Origin of the sequence: Shewanella sp. SM55, from assembly GCF_025654025.1 — a bacterium.
GTDB classification, from domain to species: domain Bacteria; phylum Pseudomonadota; class Gammaproteobacteria; order Enterobacterales; family Shewanellaceae; genus Shewanella; species Shewanella oncorhynchi.
In genome coordinates, this window is sequence record NZ_JAKKRS010000002.1 from 12,777 (window position 1) to 33,178 (window position 20,402).

15 protein-coding genes are annotated in these 20,402 nt (G+C 45.9%); 6 read left to right on the plus strand and 9 right to left on the minus strand.

The window, feature by feature from the left end:
* Positions 1 to 119: 119 nt before the first annotated feature.
* On the plus strand, positions 120 to 1,001 hold the full coding sequence (locus tag L5L91_RS03275; RefSeq protein ID WP_028761094.1) for a LysR family transcriptional regulator: 882 nt from the start codon (positions 120 to 122) through the stop codon (positions 999 to 1,001).
* A gap of 85 nt (positions 1,002 to 1,086) precedes the next feature.
* Here the strand turns inward: L5L91_RS03275 and L5L91_RS03280 are convergent, their stop codons facing one another.
* The 4 genes from L5L91_RS03280 to L5L91_RS03295 form a co-directional block, all read right to left on the minus strand.
* Entirely contained in the window at positions 1,087 to 4,983 is a 3,897-nt protein-coding gene (locus L5L91_RS03280; RefSeq protein ID WP_263235670.1) for a S8 family serine peptidase, read from the minus strand.
* Between the two features lie 739 nt (positions 4,984 to 5,722).
* On the minus strand, positions 5,723 to 6,124 hold the full coding sequence (locus L5L91_RS03285; protein WP_263235671.1) for a YbaY family lipoprotein: 402 nt from the start codon (positions 6,122 to 6,124) through the stop codon (positions 5,723 to 5,725).
* Between the two features lies 1 nt (position 6,125).
* Positions 6,126 to 6,992, minus strand: a complete 867-nt coding sequence (gene tesB, locus L5L91_RS03290; RefSeq protein WP_263235673.1) for an acyl-CoA thioesterase II — start codon at positions 6,990 to 6,992, stop codon at positions 6,126 to 6,128.
* Positions 6,993 to 7,229: 237 nt separating this feature from the next.
* Complete coding sequence (locus tag L5L91_RS03295; protein ID WP_173243966.1) at positions 7,230 to 8,168, minus strand: SDR family NAD(P)-dependent oxidoreductase; 939 nt, start codon at positions 8,166 to 8,168, stop codon at positions 7,230 to 7,232.
* Positions 8,169 to 8,509: 341 nt separating this feature from the next.
* Between L5L91_RS03295 and L5L91_RS03300 the strand changes: the two genes are divergently transcribed.
* Positions 8,510 to 9,385, plus strand: a complete 876-nt coding sequence (locus L5L91_RS03300) for a 1,4-dihydroxy-2-naphthoate polyprenyltransferase (protein ID WP_028761099.1) — start codon at positions 8,510 to 8,512, stop codon at positions 9,383 to 9,385.
* Between the two features lie 144 nt (positions 9,386 to 9,529).
* Here the strand turns inward: L5L91_RS03300 and L5L91_RS03305 are convergent, their stop codons facing one another.
* On the minus strand, positions 9,530 to 10,345 hold the full coding sequence (locus L5L91_RS03305; protein WP_263235675.1) for a DODA-type extradiol aromatic ring-opening family dioxygenase: 816 nt from the start codon (positions 10,343 to 10,345) through the stop codon (positions 9,530 to 9,532).
* Between the two features lie 97 nt (positions 10,346 to 10,442).
* Complete coding sequence (locus L5L91_RS03310; RefSeq protein ID WP_028761101.1) at positions 10,443 to 10,925, minus strand: DoxX family protein; 483 nt, start codon at positions 10,923 to 10,925, stop codon at positions 10,443 to 10,445.
* 163 nt (positions 10,926 to 11,088) lie between these two features.
* On the opposite strand from L5L91_RS03310, the gene L5L91_RS03315 reads away from it, so the two are divergent.
* Positions 11,089 to 11,979, plus strand: a complete 891-nt coding sequence (locus tag L5L91_RS03315) for a LysR family transcriptional regulator (protein ID WP_105252054.1) — start codon at positions 11,089 to 11,091, stop codon at positions 11,977 to 11,979.
* Between the two features lie 151 nt (positions 11,980 to 12,130).
* Here the strand turns inward: L5L91_RS03315 and gndA are convergent, their stop codons facing one another.
* From gndA to L5L91_RS03330, 3 genes are all read right to left on the minus strand, one after another.
* Positions 12,131 to 13,657 (minus strand): NADP-dependent phosphogluconate dehydrogenase, encoded by a 1,527-nt coding sequence (gene gndA, locus L5L91_RS03320; protein ID WP_263235678.1) that lies wholly within the window; start codon positions 13,655 to 13,657, stop codon positions 12,131 to 12,133.
* Positions 13,658 to 14,083: 426 nt separating this feature from the next.
* Positions 14,084 to 14,398: a quaternary ammonium compound efflux SMR transporter SugE gene (gene sugE / locus L5L91_RS03325; protein WP_011789592.1), complete on the minus strand. Its 315-nt coding sequence runs from the start codon at positions 14,396 to 14,398 to the stop codon at positions 14,084 to 14,086.
* 294 nt (positions 14,399 to 14,692) lie between these two features.
* Complete coding sequence (locus L5L91_RS03330; RefSeq protein ID WP_263163477.1) at positions 14,693 to 16,651, minus strand: propionyl-CoA synthetase; 1,959 nt, start codon at positions 16,649 to 16,651, stop codon at positions 14,693 to 14,695.
* A gap of 291 nt (positions 16,652 to 16,942) precedes the next feature.
* Here L5L91_RS03330 and L5L91_RS03335 point away from each other — a divergent pair, with 291 nt between their 5' ends.
* The 3 genes from L5L91_RS03335 to L5L91_RS03345 all read left to right on the plus strand — a co-directional run bounded on the left by L5L91_RS03335 (position 16,943) and on the right by L5L91_RS03345 (position 20,384).
* On the plus strand, positions 16,943 to 17,350 hold the full coding sequence (locus tag L5L91_RS03335; protein ID WP_006082318.1) for a MerR family transcriptional regulator: 408 nt from the start codon (positions 16,943 to 16,945) through the stop codon (positions 17,348 to 17,350).
* Between the two features lie 140 nt (positions 17,351 to 17,490).
* Positions 17,491 to 18,660, plus strand: a complete 1,170-nt coding sequence (locus L5L91_RS03340; RefSeq protein WP_263163478.1) for an isovaleryl-CoA dehydrogenase — start codon at positions 17,491 to 17,493, stop codon at positions 18,658 to 18,660.
* A gap of 116 nt (positions 18,661 to 18,776) precedes the next feature.
* On the plus strand, positions 18,777 to 20,384 hold the full coding sequence (locus L5L91_RS03345; RefSeq protein WP_263163479.1) for a carboxyl transferase domain-containing protein: 1,608 nt from the start codon (positions 18,777 to 18,779) through the stop codon (positions 20,382 to 20,384).
* The last annotated feature ends 18 nt before the right edge of the window (positions 20,385 to 20,402 follow it).

Below are 20,402 nucleotides of genomic sequence, written 5' to 3' on the forward strand. Positions count from 1 at the left end.
TCACTGGGCATAACATAACAATAATAGATAATATCTATCGTAATCATTGATTTTTGTTATAGAAATAGCGCGCCAAAAGTACACTTCTTGCCACTGATAAAATAGTACGAGCCCGATTAATGGATATTCGCCAACTCAAACATTTAGATGCCCTTGCCAATACCGGCAGCTTTACCGCCGCAGCCAAGAAACTGAATATGGCTCAGCCCGCGTTAAGTCAAAGTATCAAGCGCTTAGAGGTCGCACTCGGCGTCACCTTAGTCAATCGTACGAGCAACAAGAATGATAAACTGCTCACACTCACGGCCGAAGGTATAGTCCTGCATCAACACGCCACTTTGATCCTAAAACAAGTTAAGCAGGCCGAAGCGCAAATCCGCGCCATGGCCAATCTCACCTCGGGAGAGGTCCGCATTGCCGTGCCGGGCATGCTGGGTTCTTTCTATCTCCCCTCGCGCTTAATGGCTTTTCGGCATAAATACCCCGAATTGAAACTATCACTGTTTGAAGGCGGGACACGGGATGCACTGCGCATGTTGCAACAGGAAGAAGTGGATATTGCGATCATTACCGCCCAAGACCTACAGCCCGAATTTGATAGTCAGCTGTTGATCCGTGAGCAAATGGTCATCGCTATGGGTGCCGAACACCCTTTAGCGGAACATAGCGCTGTGAGTCTACATGACTTTTTCGACCATGAATTAGTGATGTTCAAAACAGGTTATTTCCACCGAGAGTGGATACTCTCTCAAGCCAAAGAATTAGGCAAAAAGCCCAATATTGCCTTCGAGACCAATTTGATTAATCTGATTAAACAGATTGTTTCCCAAGGATTTGGGATCACCAGTGTACTTGAGATGGCGATAAGCTCAAAAGATGACATTTTAGCCAAACCCTTCGATCCACCGGTATTTTTAAACCTCCATATTGCATGGAAAAAGCAGCGCCCCGTCAGCCAAGCAGACCGCGCATTTGTCGATTTTTTAATGTCAAATCGCTAACACAAACCAGCAAATACAAAAAGGGCTGATATCAATATCAGCCCTTCTCTCTTACCATTAAACCTTCCGATTTTACTCTGAGGGTTTAGCCTTGTTTACGACGACCAAAAGCAAAAGGTAGCAACAACAAGCTTAACCAACCTAAGGCACCACCATCATCTTTCTTGGCTGGTGTTTCAGTCACAGATACAGACACAACACTTGAATCTTTATTGCCGTGGTTATCAGACACTGTCAGTTGGAATGAAACCGTCTGAGCAGAGCCACTGACGTTTGGTGCAACGAGATTAAGCTTGGCCGCATTAGCGTCAAAGTTAAAGCTGGCGCCCCCTAACTGAGTCCATTTGTAGGTCAAAGGATCATTGTTGGCATCCGACGACTTGCTCGCATCGATGAACAAAGGTTTACCTTCTTGGACAGTGGCAGGAGCTTCAATCACAGCCACTGGCGCCACTTCTGGAACATCAAATTGATACTCCTGCTTCAAGATTTCAGCCGAGTCGTTATTCACTTTGTTGGTCAATGCCACTATGTTGCCTTGACTCGCCTTACGTGGCACTAAGTCAAAGGTGACATCTAATGCCGCAGCAGCAGAGGCCATTTCGATAGTCCAAGTGATCTTATTGCCCACTTGTGCGCCTTGATGGCTAATATTAGCCACTTCGTGACCTTCTGGTAATAACGCCTCTAGGGTGTAAACACGGGTTTCTTGCGTTTTGTTCGCTTCAATACGTGTCTTCATCACTTTAGCGGTGCCAGGTGTTAATTCACCAGAAACAGTACTGCCTAGAGGAGGTAATACGTCATCACTAACGCGCTCAAATACGACCGGAATTTTAACAGGTGCGACTTTGTCATCAGTGGTGGTCAGCGTCAGCATAGCTATGCCAGCATCTCCCACTAGCATCGCTTGTTTCCATGCTAAGTTGACATTGAAATCTTTATGATCACCCGTAAGATTTGCTGTTAAGTTATCACCCGCTTCATCGTATAACGTCACTTGTTTCAAACTAAAGGCATCATCCGCATCGGCTGCAGATGCCTGATAGTTTTGTACAACGACAATATACTCGCCTTTCACTGGGTCCTTAATAGACACACTTTCCTTTGAACCCTCGAAAGCAGAAGATGCAGCAATTGAAAGCTTGCTACCATCTTTCTTATCGAGTATCACAAACATGTCTAAGTCAGGAGAGGTTGTATTACCGATTGATGCATTGAAATATAAAGCTTTGTCTTCAACGTTAAAGCTAAATACTTTTACGCCATCGGCCAAATCATCAAATGCACTACCAGTATTTGAATCCTGTTTCACACTTGATTCATAAGTAGCGCTTAATTTAAGTGCAGTCACTGTCGCCGCAACACCCGGTAGATCAATCGCTTTCAAGTGCGCCAAATTACGTTCATCTGCATCACGTGAGGCTGAAACATTAACCAAAGCAGGTAAATCGCGTTTAGCTATCTTAGCTACGATCGGCATATTAGCCGTTGGGAAAGTATCGGACGTTAATACTAAGTTACCAAAGCCCCAACTTGCACCGACGTCAGTCACATCCGCAGTCACTGTAATCGTTTGGCTTTCACCTTTTTTGAGATTAAAGCTTTCTGGCGTCACAGTTAACGCGAATTTATCCGTTGCGGAAACGCCTTTTGCAATCCAGCTACCATCAGCCGTTGCAGTGACAGTACGTGTCCAAGTACAAGTATCGATACAACGTGAATCAGCCATGCTTGGAATGTTTAGCTTACGTGGATCGCCACCTGTTGTAGGGTTAGCAATCTCGTAGTTTAAGGCACTTTCATCCATCACTAAGCCCGTTTTTGCCGCTAAATCCACACGAATACGACCGGCTCCTACGTCAAACGGATCAGCAACGGTTTTACCATCGGCTTTTTTCATGGCTTGGGCTGTCGTTGCCGTCATCATTAGCGCAGAACGAATGTTGTCTGGCGTCCAATCCTTATGCAGCGATTTAAGTAACGCACCAGCACCGGCAACGTGAGGACTCGCCATTGAAGTACCTGACATCAAAGTGAAATCAGCAGGATCTGTACCTGTTTCATCATGGCCAAACTGTTGGTCGGAATAAGCAGCGTAGATGTCACTGCCCGGTGCAGCGACATAGGGTACGAGTACATCGTTAGTCAGATTAGGTCCAATCAATGAACTGGCAGATAAAACATCCGCTTCTTTACTGGCAACTTTAGGGGTTGGAGACAGCGTGATTTCAAGAGCAGGATTTGCCGCCATAGCAGCAATCAATTCTAAGCCATCAATATCACCAATAAATACCGCTGGAATATTCAATTTATCCAGCCCCGACATAGTCAGACGCGCATTATTTTCACCATCTCTATTGAAAACAATCACACCCTTAGCGCCAGCTTCCATTGCTGCGGCCACTTTGATATCGAATGAGCAAACACCGCGTCTTAAAACGGCGATCTTGTCTTTAAAGGCATCTGCTGGGAACGGTTTACAGGCTTCAAAATTGGTCGCATCAATTGCGCCAGCATAAAGGGGAACACCTTTGAGCACTTCAGTTTGAACCGGACCAGAACCAGCAGTGTAATGATAGTTTTTACCATTAAATTCCACGGCGCGTACTATGTCACGGTTATGAGTCGAGTTAGCTACCGAAGTATACCAAGGTGCATTTTTAGGCGTAGAGTAAGGTGTTTGATTAATCGCAGGGCTCGTGTTTGTCGCGGCACGTGTGTTACCCGCAGCCACTGCAGCAAAAATCCCCGCATTACGCGCGGCTAAAAAGCCTTGTTCCGTCGCACTATTCCACGGGTTTCCACCACCACTGATAGAAAAGTTAAGCACATCGACGCCATCTTTAATCGCATCATCTAAGGCTTTTAAAATCGGTGCGGTCGGGCAGCCAGAATAAGTGTCGCCCGCATTACCCGGATTACAAATTTGATAAGCTATAATGTTTGCATGTGGTGCAACACCTGAGATTTGTTTAAATTCAAGGCCTGTCGCAATGCCATCGCTTTCTAACTTACCTGTTTCACCTTGCACATAAGGCACATTCACTAGGATGTTACCTGCTGCGGTACTCGCAACGTGAGTACCATGCCCACCGTAATCCTCACCATTTTTAGCTGGAGGGGTGTCACCAAACACTTTTGCATCATCGTAGTTATTTGTTATCTCAGAGTAACTGCGAACTCCAATCAACTTGTCATTACACATGCTCGCGAAATCAGTTTTACAATCACCAATATAGATGCCTTGACCTAATGGGTTTGTGTGGTCGTAGCCATCTTGGCCAACATCAGCGAATGAAGCATGATCTGAGTTAATACCTGAGTCGATAATACCGACGATCACGCCTTCCCCCATGGCTTTCGTGCCCGTCGCGCTGCCATCCCATACATTAGGAGAACCGATAAGCGCTTGACTGACGTCGGTTTCCATTTGCTCCATGCGCTCGCGCTCAACAAACGCAACCTCAGGTAACTCAGCCATTTTCTTCGCTTGAGCTTGAGTCATGCGAACCGCCATACCATTTAACGCATACTGATATGTCGTTAATGGTTGCAGATTAGTGCCAATAGCCGCACTCGCGTTAGCTAAAAATCGGTTCTGTTTTACTTTCAAATAACTAACATAACTTTTGACTTCAGCTTTAGAAGCATCAAGTTTACCGTTCACAGCAACTTTTGAAGTACCGTTTACCTGCACTCTTTGTGAACTAGTCGCTTTCAATCCTGGAATAGTTCCTTGGTAATTAGCAACCGAACTATCGCGTAAACGGACGATATAAGTATATTCACCCTCACCTAAATCTGCTTCTGGTACAAACTTAACCTCCGCTCCGGCAGCGTTACCGCGTAATGAAGTGACTTGTAATTCACTTGGAATATCTAACTGCAGGGTTTCACCCGTAGGTGATAATACGGTTTGTGCATTTGCCGCCGACGATAACAGTGCCATAGACACTGCTAATGCTATTTTAGTTTTCATTGTGACTTCCCTAATTCTTATAAGTTGTATGATTTATAAAACTCAGGTTTGGGTGGCATGAAAACGCTGCGACAACCAAAAACATCACCCGTAACTGACATTTTTTATGAATAACCATTCAATTTACTGTGATGATGATCACTGAGTTTTATCGCGACAATTTGTAACACGCGATGATACAAATTAAAACAGCAAATTAACAGAACGCAATTCAGTAAATGATGAACAACCTCATACCTTGTTAAAATAAATCCATAGAACCTTTATCAGACTGTTTTATGTCCCAACGATAAGTCGTAGTATAAAGTCGATAAAAACAAATAATAAACATTACATCATAGCGTTAAAATTAACCTTTAAGTGTCGGCTCAAAAATAGCATTAGGTTAAACAGAATAAATCCCCGTAAATAAATACTCTCTTTTATAAATATCATTAGTTACAAAATAAACGCAAAATACCTTTTACGAAACAATAAAGAAAAAAGGCAACAACTTTTAACTAACAAAATATATACATTTCGTTTTTGCATAATATTTTACAAAATGATATCCCTTATAAAAATCAACTAACTTATGCATTAATATTCTTAATCCTCTATAGAGAAAATTAATACTTAATCTCACATTTACAGCATAGCAAGCGGATTAATGATCACAAAAAAGCCCTTTCTATATAGAATTGAAAGGGCTAAATCTTCATCAATATAAAAACAATATTATTGCAGTTATGGCCAGTGGTTAATTCGCCATAACCGCTTTCATTAACACTTCTGTCGTGAACTTATCATTATTGATAACTGGGAACCTGTCATAGGTTTGGAAGATCACTTGGTCTTGAAACTTAATCATCGCCACTACGCCATATTGGATACTTTTATCGATCGATTTAGCGGGCAATGTAAATTTAAATGGCACAGGTGCTCTGGCGATATTGAAGGTTTTTTGTGCGACGATGACACCTGGAGTATTCAAATCAATAATGGCAATAATGATTTGGCAGCCTTGAGGTAATGGGATCTTCTCTAGATAGCCAGCTGCGCCATTGATGATAATCGGTTGATCAGGTGTTACAGTCACGCAGCCATTGAGCAAGACAGCCATGAAAGAGAACAATATAAACGATTTTATTTTCAGATACATACTAACGTCCTTTTACCATGCGTATCAGGCCTTCTTGGGTAGAAGAAGCCACTAACTCGCCTTGTTGATTGAAAAACTGCCCTCTGACGTAACCTCTGCCACCGCTAGCATTAGGGCTATCGATACTGTAAAGCAACCACTCTCCCATATTAATCGGACGGTGGAACCACATCGCATGGTCGATCGTCGCCATTCGTACCCCAGGACTTAAGAAGGATACACCGTGGGGCTGAGCTGCCGTGACTAAAAAGTTAAAGTCTGAGGCATAGGCGAGTAAATATTCATGGATATGGGTATCATTTGGCATAGGACCATTAGCCCTCATCCAAACATAACGGTACGGCTCGGTTTCTTTAGGCGCAAAAGGGTGCAGTGGATTGACCAATCGCATCTCAATTGGCGCATCGGCCATAAACTTTTCAAGTATGCTCGGCGGTACTTTATCCCGCATCGTCAGCGCCAATTCCTGCTGATTCAACAAACCTTCAGGTCCGGGCACTTGCGGCATAGCGGCTTGATGACTAAAGCCTTCCTCAGGTTCTTGGAAGGAGCAGGTCATATGAAAAATGGGGCGACCTTTTTGAATTGCACTAACCCGACGAGCGCTAAAACTACCGCCATCACGCATATTTTCTACTTCGTAAACAATCGGCAACTTCTCGTCACCTGCACGTAAAAAGTAGGAGTGTAATGAATGGATCTTACGCTCAGCAGCTACTGTCTGTTTTGCGGCGCTCAGTGCTTGGCCCATCACTTGACCACCAAACACATGCCCAAAACCCAGATCTTGGCTTTGACCACGAAAGAGGCCAATTTCAATTTGCTCAAGGGAAAGTAATGATAAAAGATCGTCTAATACCTGACTCATGGGATCCTACTGCGTAATTAGCAATTAATCTTAAAGGGTAACTCAGTTAGCCTTAAGCTGACCAGTCTTCTATCGATTATTCACAATCAAATCATCACTCCAACGGTGAGGAATTAAACGAGGCACGCTGGAGTGTCTATGTTATTTATTGTGGTTAGCATTTACGGATTTATTGAGCCACTTACTGCATTTAAATCGCTATAGATGCAGGCTTAGCTCAAATACAAGCATGATGAATCAATCGATTTTAATGTGATGTTCTAGTGCACTTAACTTAGACCAAGACAATACTTTATCCTCTCCACAGGAGTGCAAAGTCACGGGGAAGGATTGGTGTAACTGTGGCCACTGCTGCGCGAGGTTATCTGGCGTAAAAAGACCTTCATTAAAATACATAGGCTGAAACTCGACAAACATGCCGTGGCTAACACTGCCCGCTCCGGCGAGTAGATGTTGACCATTTGGCGCCTGTTCACTCACCAAGAAAGCCGTAGTAGCCGTTAATGATTCAAAGGAAAATAGCGGCTGAATCGCACTCGCTAAATGTTTGGCCGTCATCGCGGTTACGGCCTGAGGGCATAAACTATTGACTCGAATATTATGAATTTCACCTTCTAATGATAAGCTATTCACCATGCCGACCAGCGCCATCTTACTCGCACTAAAACCAACTTGATGCAAGTCACCGAACAAGGCCGAAGCTCCCGTTGTCATCATTATCCTGCCAAAATGCTGTTGTTGCATATAAGGCCAAACAGCTTGAGTGAGATAAAAGCTGCCATTGAGATCGACATCCAATTGCCGTTGCCACTGCTCAAGTTTAATGTGCTCAAAGGGACAAGCACCATAAACGCCCGCGTTATTAATCAAGATATCAATGCGATGCCAGCGTAGGATCACCTCTTCAATCATGCTATTCACTTCATTTCGCTGACTCACATCAAGCACAAAATAAATGCAATCTCCACCAAGTTTAATAATGCTGCAATAGGTCTGCATTAATTCTAAGTTGGCTTGGCTCGTCTGAGCGCCGTCGGTGGAAATTGACTCATAGGACGATAACGGCTGGTCGACGAGTATCACTTTTGCCCCCCGTTCAGCCAACATGATGGCATACGCTCGACCTAACCCAGCCGCAGCCCCAGTGACTAATGCCACCTTATTGTCAAAACGCATCCAAATATGTCCTTATCGGCATTGTTGTAGCGGCAAAAATAACGAGCATAGGGTAACAACCGCCTATGCTACCTACTAAACAGAGTATTTAGCGTTACGCCTATGTCATGGACAGCACAAAGCCTCCATCAACATTAACTATGGAAACACAGACTTTTTTGATTTTCTTTGAACTTAACGACAAATCTCATCCTGCATCAGTGAACATATGTGCGCCAATTCAAACTCTGTTAAATGCGTTTATTAGATAGTGCTCACTTTCGTGTTAAATCTTGTTATGCTATGCGCTAATTGAGCCCTTGCTCGGTACCATTCCCATTTACCAATAATGACTGGACGCCATGAATCCTTGGATTTTAGCAATAAGACCCCGTACGCTACCCGCGGCCATAGGTCCCCTACTGATAGGCAACATTCTCGCCCTACATCTTGAGAGTTACAGCTGGTTAATCGCTGCCACTTCAATGTTGTGTGCTGTCTTATTACAAATCGCCGTCAACCTCGCTAACGACTATTTTGATTTTAAAAACGGCATAGATACAGACGAGCGCTTAGGGCCCGTTCGCGTGACTCAAAGTGGTTTAATTTCACCAACAAGCGTTCGCAATGCCATGATATTTTGTCTCTTAATGGCGCTTGCCGTGGGATCATATCTGATTTGGCACGGAGGCTGGCCCATCGCCATTCTCGCCGCAGCCGCTATTTTAGGTGCTCTTGGCTACAGTGGTGGCCCCTATCCCCTCGCCTCCCATGGGCTCGGTGAAGTAGCGGCATTTGTCTTTTTTGGCTTAGTTGCAGTGGTGGGCAGTTATTATTTGCAGGCGGGCGATACGACTATTAATGCTTGGTTATTAGGCTGTGCGATTGGCTTATTTAACGCTGCGATTATGTTGGTGAATAACACTCGCGACATCCGTACCGACACCCAAGCTGGCAAGCATACTCTAGCAGTACGTATCGGCGAAGCTCAGGCAAAAGTGCTTTATCAAGCCTTAATCTATTTGCCCTTTGGTCTAGTCATCGCTGGCTTTTTATTCGGTATTCTACCCGGTTTACCAGTACTACTTGCGGGATTATCTCTGCTTATTGCCCGCAAACTCAGTAGCGATTTTTATGCCGTTTCTGGTGAAGCCTTAAATCCGTTACTCGGCCGTACAGCTAAGTTAACCATGATTTTCAGTACCTTGTTTAGCGTGGGTTTAGTTTTTACCGCATGAGAGTAAATCCGCTAAGCTAATGCTACACCACAGCTCAATGCTGAATATAAAAAGGTTCATATCTTCGATAGATACGAACCTTTTTATTGGCCGCAGCACAACTTCAATTTGGCTTATTATCGACGAGGGAAATCCTCCCCCCATTTATTGCCAGATATAACCAGAGATCAGCGTGTTTAACAAAATACCATTAAAGTTGCGTTCGGCATGGGATGAACTATTATGGCCTGCACCAAAACACACATGTAGCGGTAATAAATGTTCTTCCCGCGGATGACTAAAACGCGCTTCAGGGGCAGATTGCCAATGAGTTAACGCTGTTTTTACCTCGGCAGCACTATCACTTGCAGTTAAAGTTTGCGTCAACCAATGATCAAATTCTGCACTGCGGCTTTGCACTGTGAGATCGCTTGAGAAAAATGCCCGCATATTGTGAAACGACATGCCAGACCCCACGATCAACACCCCTTGGTCCCGCAGCGGCGCTAAAGCCTCCCCAATCGCTATATGGGTTTTAGGATCGAGGCTGTGGACTAACGACATCTGCACCACGGGAATATTCGCCTCAGGATACATCAACTTAAGTGGTACAAAGGTACCGTGATCAAATGCGCGTTCGCTATCTAAGCGGGCGGCGATGCCCTTATCCGCTAGCATATTCGCAATCTGTGCGGCTAATTCTGGCTCACCGGGTGCAGGATATGTCAACTGATAAGCCTCAGGTGGAAATCCATAGTAATCATACAAAATACTTGGCTTTGGGCTACTCGACAAAGTCACCACAGATTCTTCCCAATGGGCAGTGATCAACACAATCGCCTTCGGAGCTGGTATTGGCACTGTTACTGAAGTTAAAAATGCACGCAATTCCCTATGATTAACATCATTGAGCAAAGGCATTGGGCCACCACCGTGGGGCACAAATAGCACAGGCATACGACTCGCGTTAACTTGCATCATAATCCTCTCGTGTTGATTAACTTATATCTGTACTACTGGCTTTAAACTCAGTATTTCTCACTTAACTCACTGTTCTACATAACACTTCAATGCACGCTTAAAATGCGGAGCGATTCAGCACCAACTGCCGCTGAAATTGCACTAAACGCTCAATAATTTCATCCAGTTTGATAACCAGAAAGAGGCCAGCCGATAAACTCAATGCCGGCAGTGCATTAATCGGCGCTTCATAGTTAAAGTGGAAATAAATCGCCCCCAACATAATCGCCAGTAAACCGCTCGCCGATAGCACTCGGTAGTCACGTAGACACAACCCAAGGGCGCCAATCACTTCCATCAAACCAATAAAATAACCAAAACCAGTGGGAAGATTCATTAATGTGAACGGAACATGGAACATAGACACGCCAAATAACTTGGCAAATCCCGAGATGAAAAACACTATGCTCATCGCCAATGTGACGGTTACAGCGGCGCGATTGAGTGTATTGGCACAAAGGAATAACTTCTGTGTATCAACCTCTGCAACTAAGCCATTGATACTTGAACCCTTAGTATCACATAAGTTTGAAAATCGCATCGCACACACCCCATTAAACGTGATATTTGCCGTCAGTCTTGGGCATAAATTCGCAGACGACGAGTGAGAATGGAATCGATTATGAGCCGATAAAAGATAAATAAATATGGAATAAAATCTAATATCTCATAAACTAATAATTTATAACTTGCGAGCAATCCTTGTGACCTTAGACCAACTGCTGATGTTTAAAACCGTAGCTGAGGCGGGCTCACTCAAAGCCGCCAGTGACAAACTGCACAAAACCCAACCTGCCATTAGTCAAAGCATCAAACAGTTAGAATCCCAACTCGATCTTATCCTGTTTAATCGCGAAGGTTATCGACTCGCCATCACTGAGCAAGGTCGAAAACTGCTACAACATACCCTGCGGGTACTGAATGAAGCGCAGGAAATGAAGCAAGTAGCGAAGCATTTAGCCAAAGGCAATGAAGCGAGCATCACCTTAGCTTTTGAAGCCTCCTTTAATCTCGCTCGAATTTTGCCGATTTTAGAGCTGACTCAAAATGAGTTTCCCTATACCCAAATTATTCTCAAACAAGAGTTTTTAACTGGTGCACTCGAAGCGCTGAATCAAGATAAAGCCGAAATCATCATCTCTGCGGGCGGAATTGAACCCATACGTTCGAGCCATTTAGAATTAGCCTATCTTTTTTCCGGTAGCCTTCTCGATGTTGCCGCACCGCGCATGCTTGAACGTCATCCGACACTGACCTACGCACGAGAGCTCGTTAATGAATACCAAATCGTGATCCAAGATACGGGCTCAGGCACTGCGAATATTGAGTTTGGGGTACAGGCGGGGCAACGACGTTGGTATGTTAATGATTTTTACACCAAAAAAATGCTTATTCAAAGTGGTATGGGCTGGGGCAAACTGCCGCACTATATGATTGAAGATTCACTCAAACAGGGCGCATTGATTGCACTGGATCTGCGTGAAAGGCAAAACAACATTCAACTCGATTACTATGTGATGCGAAAACCCCACTCACCTTTAGGCCCCGTCGCCCAAGCACTCTGGCAAAAGCTGATCGCCTTTTCATTGAGCTGAATGCTTAAGACTTCAAGCTTCAGGTTTGGTTTTAGTGGCTTTAAATAAGGTGAAGTAACTAAGTTATATGCCCTTATAAAGTCATCGGCCATAAACAAAAACACCCCTTGATAAGGGCGTTTTTCATTTTGTTAGCGGGCAGAACCTTAGACTAAACCTTAGCTAAGGTGCGCTCTTTGGCGCTCCAATCTAAGTGGTATTTCTCGCCAGCAGGCGTATCGATACGCTCAAATGTATGGGAACCGAAAAAATCACGCTGACCTTGGAGCAAGTTCGCTGGTAATGTTTCGCAGCGGTAACTGTCGTAATATGCCAGTGCTGAGCTAATACACGGCGCTGGAATACCTTGCATTACCGCAGTCGCTACCGCAGTGCGCCATAGGCCTTGCTTTTCAGACAAGGCAGACGCAAAACTGTCCGCCATCAACAGATTGCTAAGATCGGCATTGTCTTCATATGCTTGAGTGATTGATTGCAAGAAAGTCGCGCGAATAATACAACCCGCACGCCAAATTTTTGCAATTTCAGCAAAGTCTAACTGCCATTTTTGCTCATAGGCCGTCATCGCCATTAACTGGAAGCCTTGGGCGTAACAACAGACTTTTGCACAATATAACGCGCTTTCAAGGGCTTCAATCAATTGCGTTTTTTGCGCATTATCAATAATTGTTGGATTTGGCCCCGCTAATTTCTGGCTAAGTTGCAAGCGTAAGGATTTTTGGGTACTCACGGCGCGAGCATACACAGCCTCAGCAATCGTCGGCGCCGGACAGCCAATTTGTAAACTGCTCACGGCCGTCCACAAACCCGTGCCTTTTTGGCCCGCTTTATCTAAGATCATTTCCACCAGCGGTTTACCCGTTAATGGATCGGCTTGTTTTAAGACTTCGGCACTGATCCCCATCAAATAGCTGTTTAAACTACCTTTGTTCCAGCGTTCAAACACATCGCCCACTTCTGCAGCGCTCATGCCTAAACCGTCATGCAGCATTTGATAGGCTTCGCAAATCAACTGCATGTCAGCGTATTCAATACCGTTATGCACCATCTTCACATAATGGCCAGAACCCGCAGGACCAATATAAGTCGTGCATGGCTCGCCTTCTGTCACGGGATTACCCGGCTCAAAGCGTTCGATAGGTAGCCCAGTTTTGGTATCAACCTTAGCGGCAATCGCTTTCCAAATCGGCGCAACATGGTGCCATGCATCGATATCACCGCTAGGCATAAGTGAGGGTCCAAAACGCGCACCGACTTCGCCGCCCGAAACTGCAGAGCTGAAAAATACAAACTGCCCTTTGTAGCGCGCTTCACGCTCAACAGTGTCAGTCCATAAACTGTTACCTGTGTCGATAACAATATCGTCGGACTCAATTCCTGCAGAAATCAAGGCACTACAGACACCATCAACGGGAGCACCAGCAGGAACAGAAAGCACAAGAATACGGGGTTTTGTGAGACTGGCTAACATTTCGGTAAGATTAGCACAGCCAAGAATGCGAGATTCGAGTCCAGCACGTTCCTGTTTTTCTTGCTGTATAACACCATTAACTTTAACAGGATCGAGGTCAAACGCGCTGACGTGATATTGGTTATCTGCGATGTTTAGCGAGAGGTTTTTACCCATAACACCAAGGCCAATTACGCCGATATCATTAAGATTGCTGTGGTTTTGCATTATATTATTCCCACGGGTCACAGAGGTTAGAGCTAACCAATTTTGAGGGGTAATTATACCGATCTTTGTAACTTAATTACCAGAGACATACGATTGGCAATTTCGATTGTGCCGAAAGTACCAATCGTTTAGGTCTCATTTTATCTAGGGCGTGTTGACGTTTCAGGGTTATTTTTGCAGCGAGTTGGCAGGCTTTTATGCAAGGCAAAGCCCGTGCAGTGTAGTTATTCTACATAAACGGGCGATAACGCAGCAGAAACGCTAGCCAAACGCTGCCCGAAGGGTTCGTCTGGCAAGCTCTTGCTCTTTGTCACTCGTCATTTGAGTAGAATAACTACACGTCACTCCTCGTTTCGTGATCACGAGCTTGCCAGAGCGAACAAAATTTAATCTCGAAACGTCAACACGCCCTAGTAGAACCGTCAATTAATGGGCAAGTTTAAGCCCTAAAACACCCAGTAATATCAATATCAAACTGGCGATTTTAAGTAAGCTAACGCCTTCTCCTAAGAGGATAATTCCCGCAATCGCCGTACCCATAGCACCAATGCCGACCCACACGCCGTAAGCCGTACCAATAGGCAAATGCTTAACCGCGAGTCCTAGTAGCAACACACTCACTGCCATCGACGCTACTGTAAAGATACTTGGCCACAAACGCGTAAAACCGTCGGTATATTTAAGCCCGATAGCCCAACCAATTTCAAATAAACCCGCAAGAACTAATAAGAACCAACTCATAGTGAACTCCCATAAAGGGGTCGTCCCCATGTTAGATTAGGCGTATTTAGGGTCGTCCCTAAGCCATTTGATTACAGTAAAACTGTAGGTGATGATTGTGCGTGATAGCTGTACGTGATGAGCCTGCAAGACTAGCAAATTTGAGGTGAAAATTTCAATCTTTGATTTTGCCGAAATAAGAAATGCCATGCGCAAAAAGCGATAGTAAGCTTGGTCAGTTTACTATCGCCTTGATATTTCAACTCTCTATAAGACCTTTACACTCTTTCTATAAAAGCCTTTACGATCTATTTCTTACACTAAGGCATCGGCATAACCCATGCGAGTGAGCGCGGTACGCACTAACTCTAAGGTCTGTGGATCTTCTATGGTCGCTGGCGCAGTATATTGCTGATTATCGGCAATTTTTCGCATAGTACCGCGTAAAATTTTACCCGAGCGCGTTTTAGGTAATTTTTGAATCGCACTCACTAACCTAAAGGAAGCGACGGGACCAATTTCTTGGCGTACCAGGGTTATTAACTGTTTATGCAGCTCTTCATCACTGATCGTCACGCCTTTCTTGAGTACCACTAATCCGAGGGGAACTTGGCCCTTAAGCGCATCATCTACCCCAATTACCGCGGCTTCGGCCACATCAGGGTGTTGACATAACACTTCTTCGAAGCGTCCCGTCGATAACCTGTGCCCCGCTACATTTATGATGTCATCGATACGACTCATAATGTAGAGATAGCCGTCTTCATCGGTATAACCCGCATCGCCAGTTAAGTAGTAACCCGGATACATAGACAAGTAACTATCTTGATAGCGTTGATCATTTTGCCACAGTGTCGTTAAGGTTCCCGGCGGTAGAGGCAATTTAATCACCACATTACCCGAAGTATTGGCCGCAACTTGCTCACCTAATTCGTCTAGCACTTCAACCGCATAACCCGGCACAGGTAAAGCTGGCGAACCTGGTTTAATGGTAACCGGCGCTGTGCCCATCAAATTTGCTGCGACAGGCCAGCCCGTTTCGGTTTGCCACCAGTGATCAATAACAGGTTTAGCGAGCTTAGTGTGTGCCCAAACTAAGGTATCGGGATCGCAACGCTCCCCCGCCAAAAACACATTTTTAAGACAAGCTAAATCAACACCTTGTAGATATTCACCGTCAGGATCTTCACGCTTGATTGCGCGAATAGCCGTCGGCGCGGTGAAGAAGCTTTTAACCTTATATTTGGCAATCGTGCGCCAAAATGCGCCAGGATCTGGCGTCCCGACAGGTTTGCCCTCATACATTAACGTGGTTGCGCCCACCAGCAGCGGCCCGTACACAATGTAAGAGTGACCCACAACCCAGCCCACATCGGACGCAGCCCAAAACACATCACCCGCTTGAATATCGTAAATATGCTGCATCGACCAAGCCAGAGCCACGGCATGGCCACCATTATCGCGTACCACACCTTTAGGCTGACCCGTGGTGCCTGAGGTATAAAGCACATACAAGGGATCGGTAGCCTTGAGGACGACACAATCGGCCTTAGGTGCAGTTGCTAATGCGGCTTGCCAATCTAAGTCACGACCCTCAAGTAAATCGGCCTGATACTGGCTACGATTCAAAATTAGGCAGTGATTAACCTGATGCACTGACTGCGCTAATGCTTTATCTAACAGAGGCTTGTAAGGGATCACGCCCGAAGGCTCAATGCCGCAAGATGCCGACAAGACCAATTTAGGCTTGGCATCGTTAATCCGAGTCGCGAGTTCATTGGCGGCAAAGCCACCAAAAACCACAGAATGAATCGCACCGATGCGGGCACAGGCCAGCATAGCGAAGGCAGTTTCCGGCACCATAGGCATATAAATCACCACACGGTCGCCCTTCACTATACCAATAGATTGCATAAAGCCCGCGAGTCGGCTCACTTGAGCCTGTAACTCCCCGTAGCTAATGCCGTATTCAGTATCCGTAACAGGACTCACATACTGGATAGCCACTTGGTCACCGCGTCCAGCCAACACATGGCGGTCAACGGCGTTATAACAAGTGTTCATCTCACCATCGGCGAACCAATGATAAAACGGCGCCTGTGATTCATCGAGCACAGTTTGCGCTGGCTTAATCCAATCGAGCGTCTTCGCCGCTTCTCCCCAGAATTCGGCTTTATTAAGCAAGGATGCTTGGTGCAACGCTTGATGTTTTTGTTGGTTCTGTTTTTGATTTGTGGCTTGCGCTACAGATGCATTTTGCTGTTCGGTCAACATATGTCCTCCAATCAGGACTGCGACTCACATCGTCAGCCGCAATAACTACCCCTTCCTGCTTCTATTATTAGCAAGGAGGTCTAAAGCCCACTATTAGACGTTAGCCTATAACCAGAAGATATTTGTGGTTTTATGTGAGAACACTAATTTAAAGCACACGTTTTAATCTCGCTGCACAGGCTTATGGCAATTGGGATTGACACTTTTATGGCAACAGAATAAAAGCCAAAATCTTTACCTTTACGTAAACTTCATATATCTTGCTTAAAACTGATTATTTAGGGTGCATGAATGAGCGCAACGAACACACCACAAACGACTTACTCGATCAGTGATCTCTCAAAAGAGTTTGATATCACTACTCGTAGTATTCGTTTTTACGAAGACCAAGGTTTGCTTAAACCTAAACGCCGCGGCCAAACCCGTATTTATAGCCTCAAAGACAGGGTGCGTCTCAAGCTAATTCTTCGCGGCAAACGCTTGGGCTTTTCTTTGGCAGAAACCCGTCGCTTGTTCGAATTATACGATGCCGACAAGAGCAGCACCTCACAGCTCAATACCATGCTGGCGCTAGTGGAAGAAAAAAAGTCCGCACTACAACAGCAAATGGACGACATCAAAGTCGTATTGATGGAACTCAATTCCGCCGAGCAGCAGTGCCGTTTAGCCTTAGAAGATAACAAAACGGCAAAAGCCTAAATCCCCGTTGACACAAAATCAAATCAATTTGATAGCGATAACGACTACGGATTTAAGTACAAGATTTAAAAGACTCAAGCACCTAAAAATCATAAAAACTATAACAATCTGAAATTAGAACATCTGAAAGGACACAAGCAATGAACTCTCTCTACACAAGTCTGAATTTTAGCCTAGGCGAAGACGTCGATATGCTGCGCGATGCAGTGCAGGATTTTGCCGCGAATGAAATCGCCCCAATTGCCGCGAAAGTGGATCACGACAATGCCTTTCCCAATGAACTTTGGCCTGTGCTTGGAGGAATGGGACTGCTCGGAGTAACGGTACCCGAAGAGTTCGGCGGCGCAAACATGGGCTACCTAGCCCACGTCGTCGCAATGGAAGAAATCTCCCGCGCATCCGCTTCTATCGGCCTAAGTTACGGTGCCCACTCAAACCTGTGTGTCAATCAAATCAACCGTAACGGTAATGCAGCGCAAAAAGCCAAGTACCTGCCAAAACTGGTGAGCGGTGAGCATATTGGCGCGCTGGCCATGAGTGAGCCAAACGCAGGTTCTGACGTGGTTTCGATGAAGCTACATGCCCGTAAAGAAGGCGACCGATTCATCTTAAACGGCAACAAAATGTGGATCACTAACGGTCCAGATGCACACACCTATGTCATTTACGCGAAAACCGACTTAACCAAAGGCGCACACGGTATTACCGCCTTTATCGTTGAACGTGATTCGAAAGGTTTTAGCCAAGCGCAAAAGCTCGACAAACTCGGCATGCGCGGCTCTAACACCTGCGAACTGGTGTTTGAAGATGTAGAAGTACCAGAAGAAAACATTTTAGGCGGACTCAATAACGGCGTAAAAGTGCTGATGAGCGGCCTAGATTACGAGCGCGTCGTACTGTCTGGCGGTCCGCTGGGGATCATGAATGCCTGCATGGATATCGTTGTGCCTTACATCCACGAGCGTGAGCAATTTGGCAAATCCATCGGTGAATTCCAACTAGTGCAAGGCAAGTTAGCCGACATGTACACAGGCATGAATGCCGCCAAATCCTATGTCTATAACGTCGCAAAATCCTGCGATCGCGGTGAAACCACCCGTAAAGATGCCGCAGGCGCCATTCTTTATAGCGCAGAACTTGCCACCAAAATGGCACTGGATGCAATTCAACTGCTAGGCGGCAATGGCTATGTCAACGAATACGCCACAGGCCGCTTACTGCGTGATGCAAAGCTGTATGAAATCGGCGCTGGCACCTCAGAAATTCGCCGCATGCTGATTGGCCGCGAACTGTTCAATGAGTCGAAATAACGCGAGTTCAAATAATCTCTCACAAGTGAATGGGTAGCACCTCACTGTAACTTACAGTTTGCGCCCACCATTCGAGCAAGGTGATACCGAGTTTCCGCTTTATAAGGACAATCAAAGTGACGCAAATAAGCAGTCGTATCAACGCCCGTAGCGATGAATTTAAAGCAAAATCAGACGATATGGCCGCCCTAGTGGCCGATCTCAAAACTAAACTCAATAAAATCGAACTCGGCGGCGGCCCTGTGGCGCTAGAGCGTCATTTATCCCGCGGTAAATTACTGCCACGTCAACGGGTTGAAAAGCTGCTCGATGCAGGTTCGCCCTTTTTAGAGCTATCGCAATTTGCGGCGTTTGAAGTCTATGACGAAGAAGTGCCCGCAGCGGGCATTATCGCTGGTATCGGCCGTGTGAGCGGTGTTGAGTGCATGATCATCGCCAACGACGCTACAGTTAAAGGTGGCACTTACTACCCGATTACCGTTAAAAAACATCTACGCGCCCAAGATATTGCCAGCCGTTGTCACTTGCCTTGTATCTATTTAGTCGACTCTGGCGGCGCTAACCTGCCCCGCCAAGATGAAGTCTTCCCCGACCGCGACCATTTCGGCCGCATCTTTTACAATCAAGCGCAAATGTCCGCTAAGGGCATTCCCCAAATTGCAGTGGTGATGGGCTTATGTACCGCAGGCGGCGCCTATGTGCCGGCCATGGCGGATGAATCGATTATCGTAAAAGATCAAGGCACTATCTTCTTAGCCGGCCCGCCATTAGTCAAAGCGGCCACTGGCGAAGAAGTTAGCGCCGAAGAACTCGGCGGCGCCGAAGTGCACACTAAAATTTCCGGCGTAGCGGATCATTTAGCCCAAAACGATGAGCACGCGTTAGAGCTTGCCCGCCGCGCGGTATCACGCCTGAATCATCAAAAAGAAATCAAATCACTGCTGAGCCCAGTCAAGCCACCAAAATTCGATATCAGCGAACTGTATGGCATTGTCGGCACCGACTTGAAAAAGCCCTTTGATGTCAAGGAAGTGATCGCCCGTATCGTCGATGATTCTGATTTTGATGAGTTTAAAGCCAACTATGGCGCGACCTTAGTGTGCGGTTTTGCCCGCATTCACGGCTACCCAGTCGGCATTGTCGCTAACAACGGCATTCTGTTCTCTGAGTCTGCGCAAAAAGGCGCGCACTTTATTGAACTGTGCTGCCAGCGCAAAATTCCGCTGCTGTTCCTACAAAATATCACCGGCTTTATGGTGGGTAAAAAGTACGAACACGAAGGCATAGCCAAACACGGCGCTAAAATGGTGACCGCGGTTTCTTGCGCCAATGTACCTAAATTCACTGTGATTATTGGCGGCAGCTACGGCGCGGGTAACTACGGCATGTGTGGCCGTGCGTTCGAACCGACCATGATGTGGATGTGGCCTAACGCCCGTATTTCTGTGATGGGCGGAGAGCAAGCCGCAGGCGTTCTCGCCACAGTGCGTCGCGACGGTTTAGCCCGTAAAGGTGAAGAATGGTCGCTTGAGGATGAAAAATCCTTTAAAGCGCCAATTGTCGCCCAGTACGATAAAGAAGGTCATCCGTATCATGCCAGCGCCCGTTTATGGGATGACGGCATTATCGACCCAGCGCAAACCCGCGATGTGGTCGGCCTTGCCCTATCGGCGGCATTAAATGCTCCTATCGAAGACACCCGCTTTGGTGTGTTCCGTATGTAAAAGGCACATGTGAAAAAC

Coding starts and splice junctions, on each gene's coding strand:
- L5L91_RS03275 (WP_028761094.1), top strand. CDS start 120: ATGGATATTCGCCAACTCAAACATTTAGATGCCCTTGCCAATACCGGC.
- L5L91_RS03280 (WP_263235670.1), bottom strand. CDS start 4,983: ATGAAAACTAAAATAGCATTAGCAGTGTCTATGGCACTGTTATCGTCG.
- L5L91_RS03285 (WP_263235671.1), bottom strand. CDS start 6,124: ATGTATCTGAAAATAAAATCGTTTATATTGTTCTCTTTCATGGCTGTC.
- tesB (WP_263235673.1), bottom strand. CDS start 6,992: ATGAGTCAGGTATTAGACGATCTTTTATCATTACTTTCCCTTGAGCAA.
- L5L91_RS03295 (WP_173243966.1), bottom strand. CDS start 8,168: ATGCGTTTTGACAATAAGGTGGCATTAGTCACTGGGGCTGCGGCTGGG.
- L5L91_RS03300 (WP_028761099.1), top strand. CDS start 8,510: ATGAATCCTTGGATTTTAGCAATAAGACCCCGTACGCTACCCGCGGCC.
- L5L91_RS03305 (WP_263235675.1), bottom strand. CDS start 10,345: ATGATGCAAGTTAACGCGAGTCGTATGCCTGTGCTATTTGTGCCCCAC.
- L5L91_RS03310 (WP_028761101.1), bottom strand. CDS start 10,925: ATGCGATTTTCAAACTTATGTGATACTAAGGGTTCAAGTATCAATGGC.
- gndA (WP_263235678.1), bottom strand. CDS start 13,657: ATGCAAAACCACAGCAATCTTAATGATATCGGCGTAATTGGCCTTGGT.
- sugE (WP_011789592.1), bottom strand. CDS start 14,398: ATGAGTTGGTTCTTATTAGTTCTTGCGGGTTTATTTGAAATTGGTTGG.
- L5L91_RS03330 (WP_263163477.1), bottom strand. CDS start 16,651: ATGTTGACCGAACAGCAAAATGCATCTGTAGCGCAAGCCACAAATCAA.
- L5L91_RS03335 (WP_006082318.1), top strand. CDS start 16,943: ATGAGCGCAACGAACACACCACAAACGACTTACTCGATCAGTGATCTC.
- L5L91_RS03340 (WP_263163478.1), top strand. CDS start 17,491: ATGAACTCTCTCTACACAAGTCTGAATTTTAGCCTAGGCGAAGACGTC.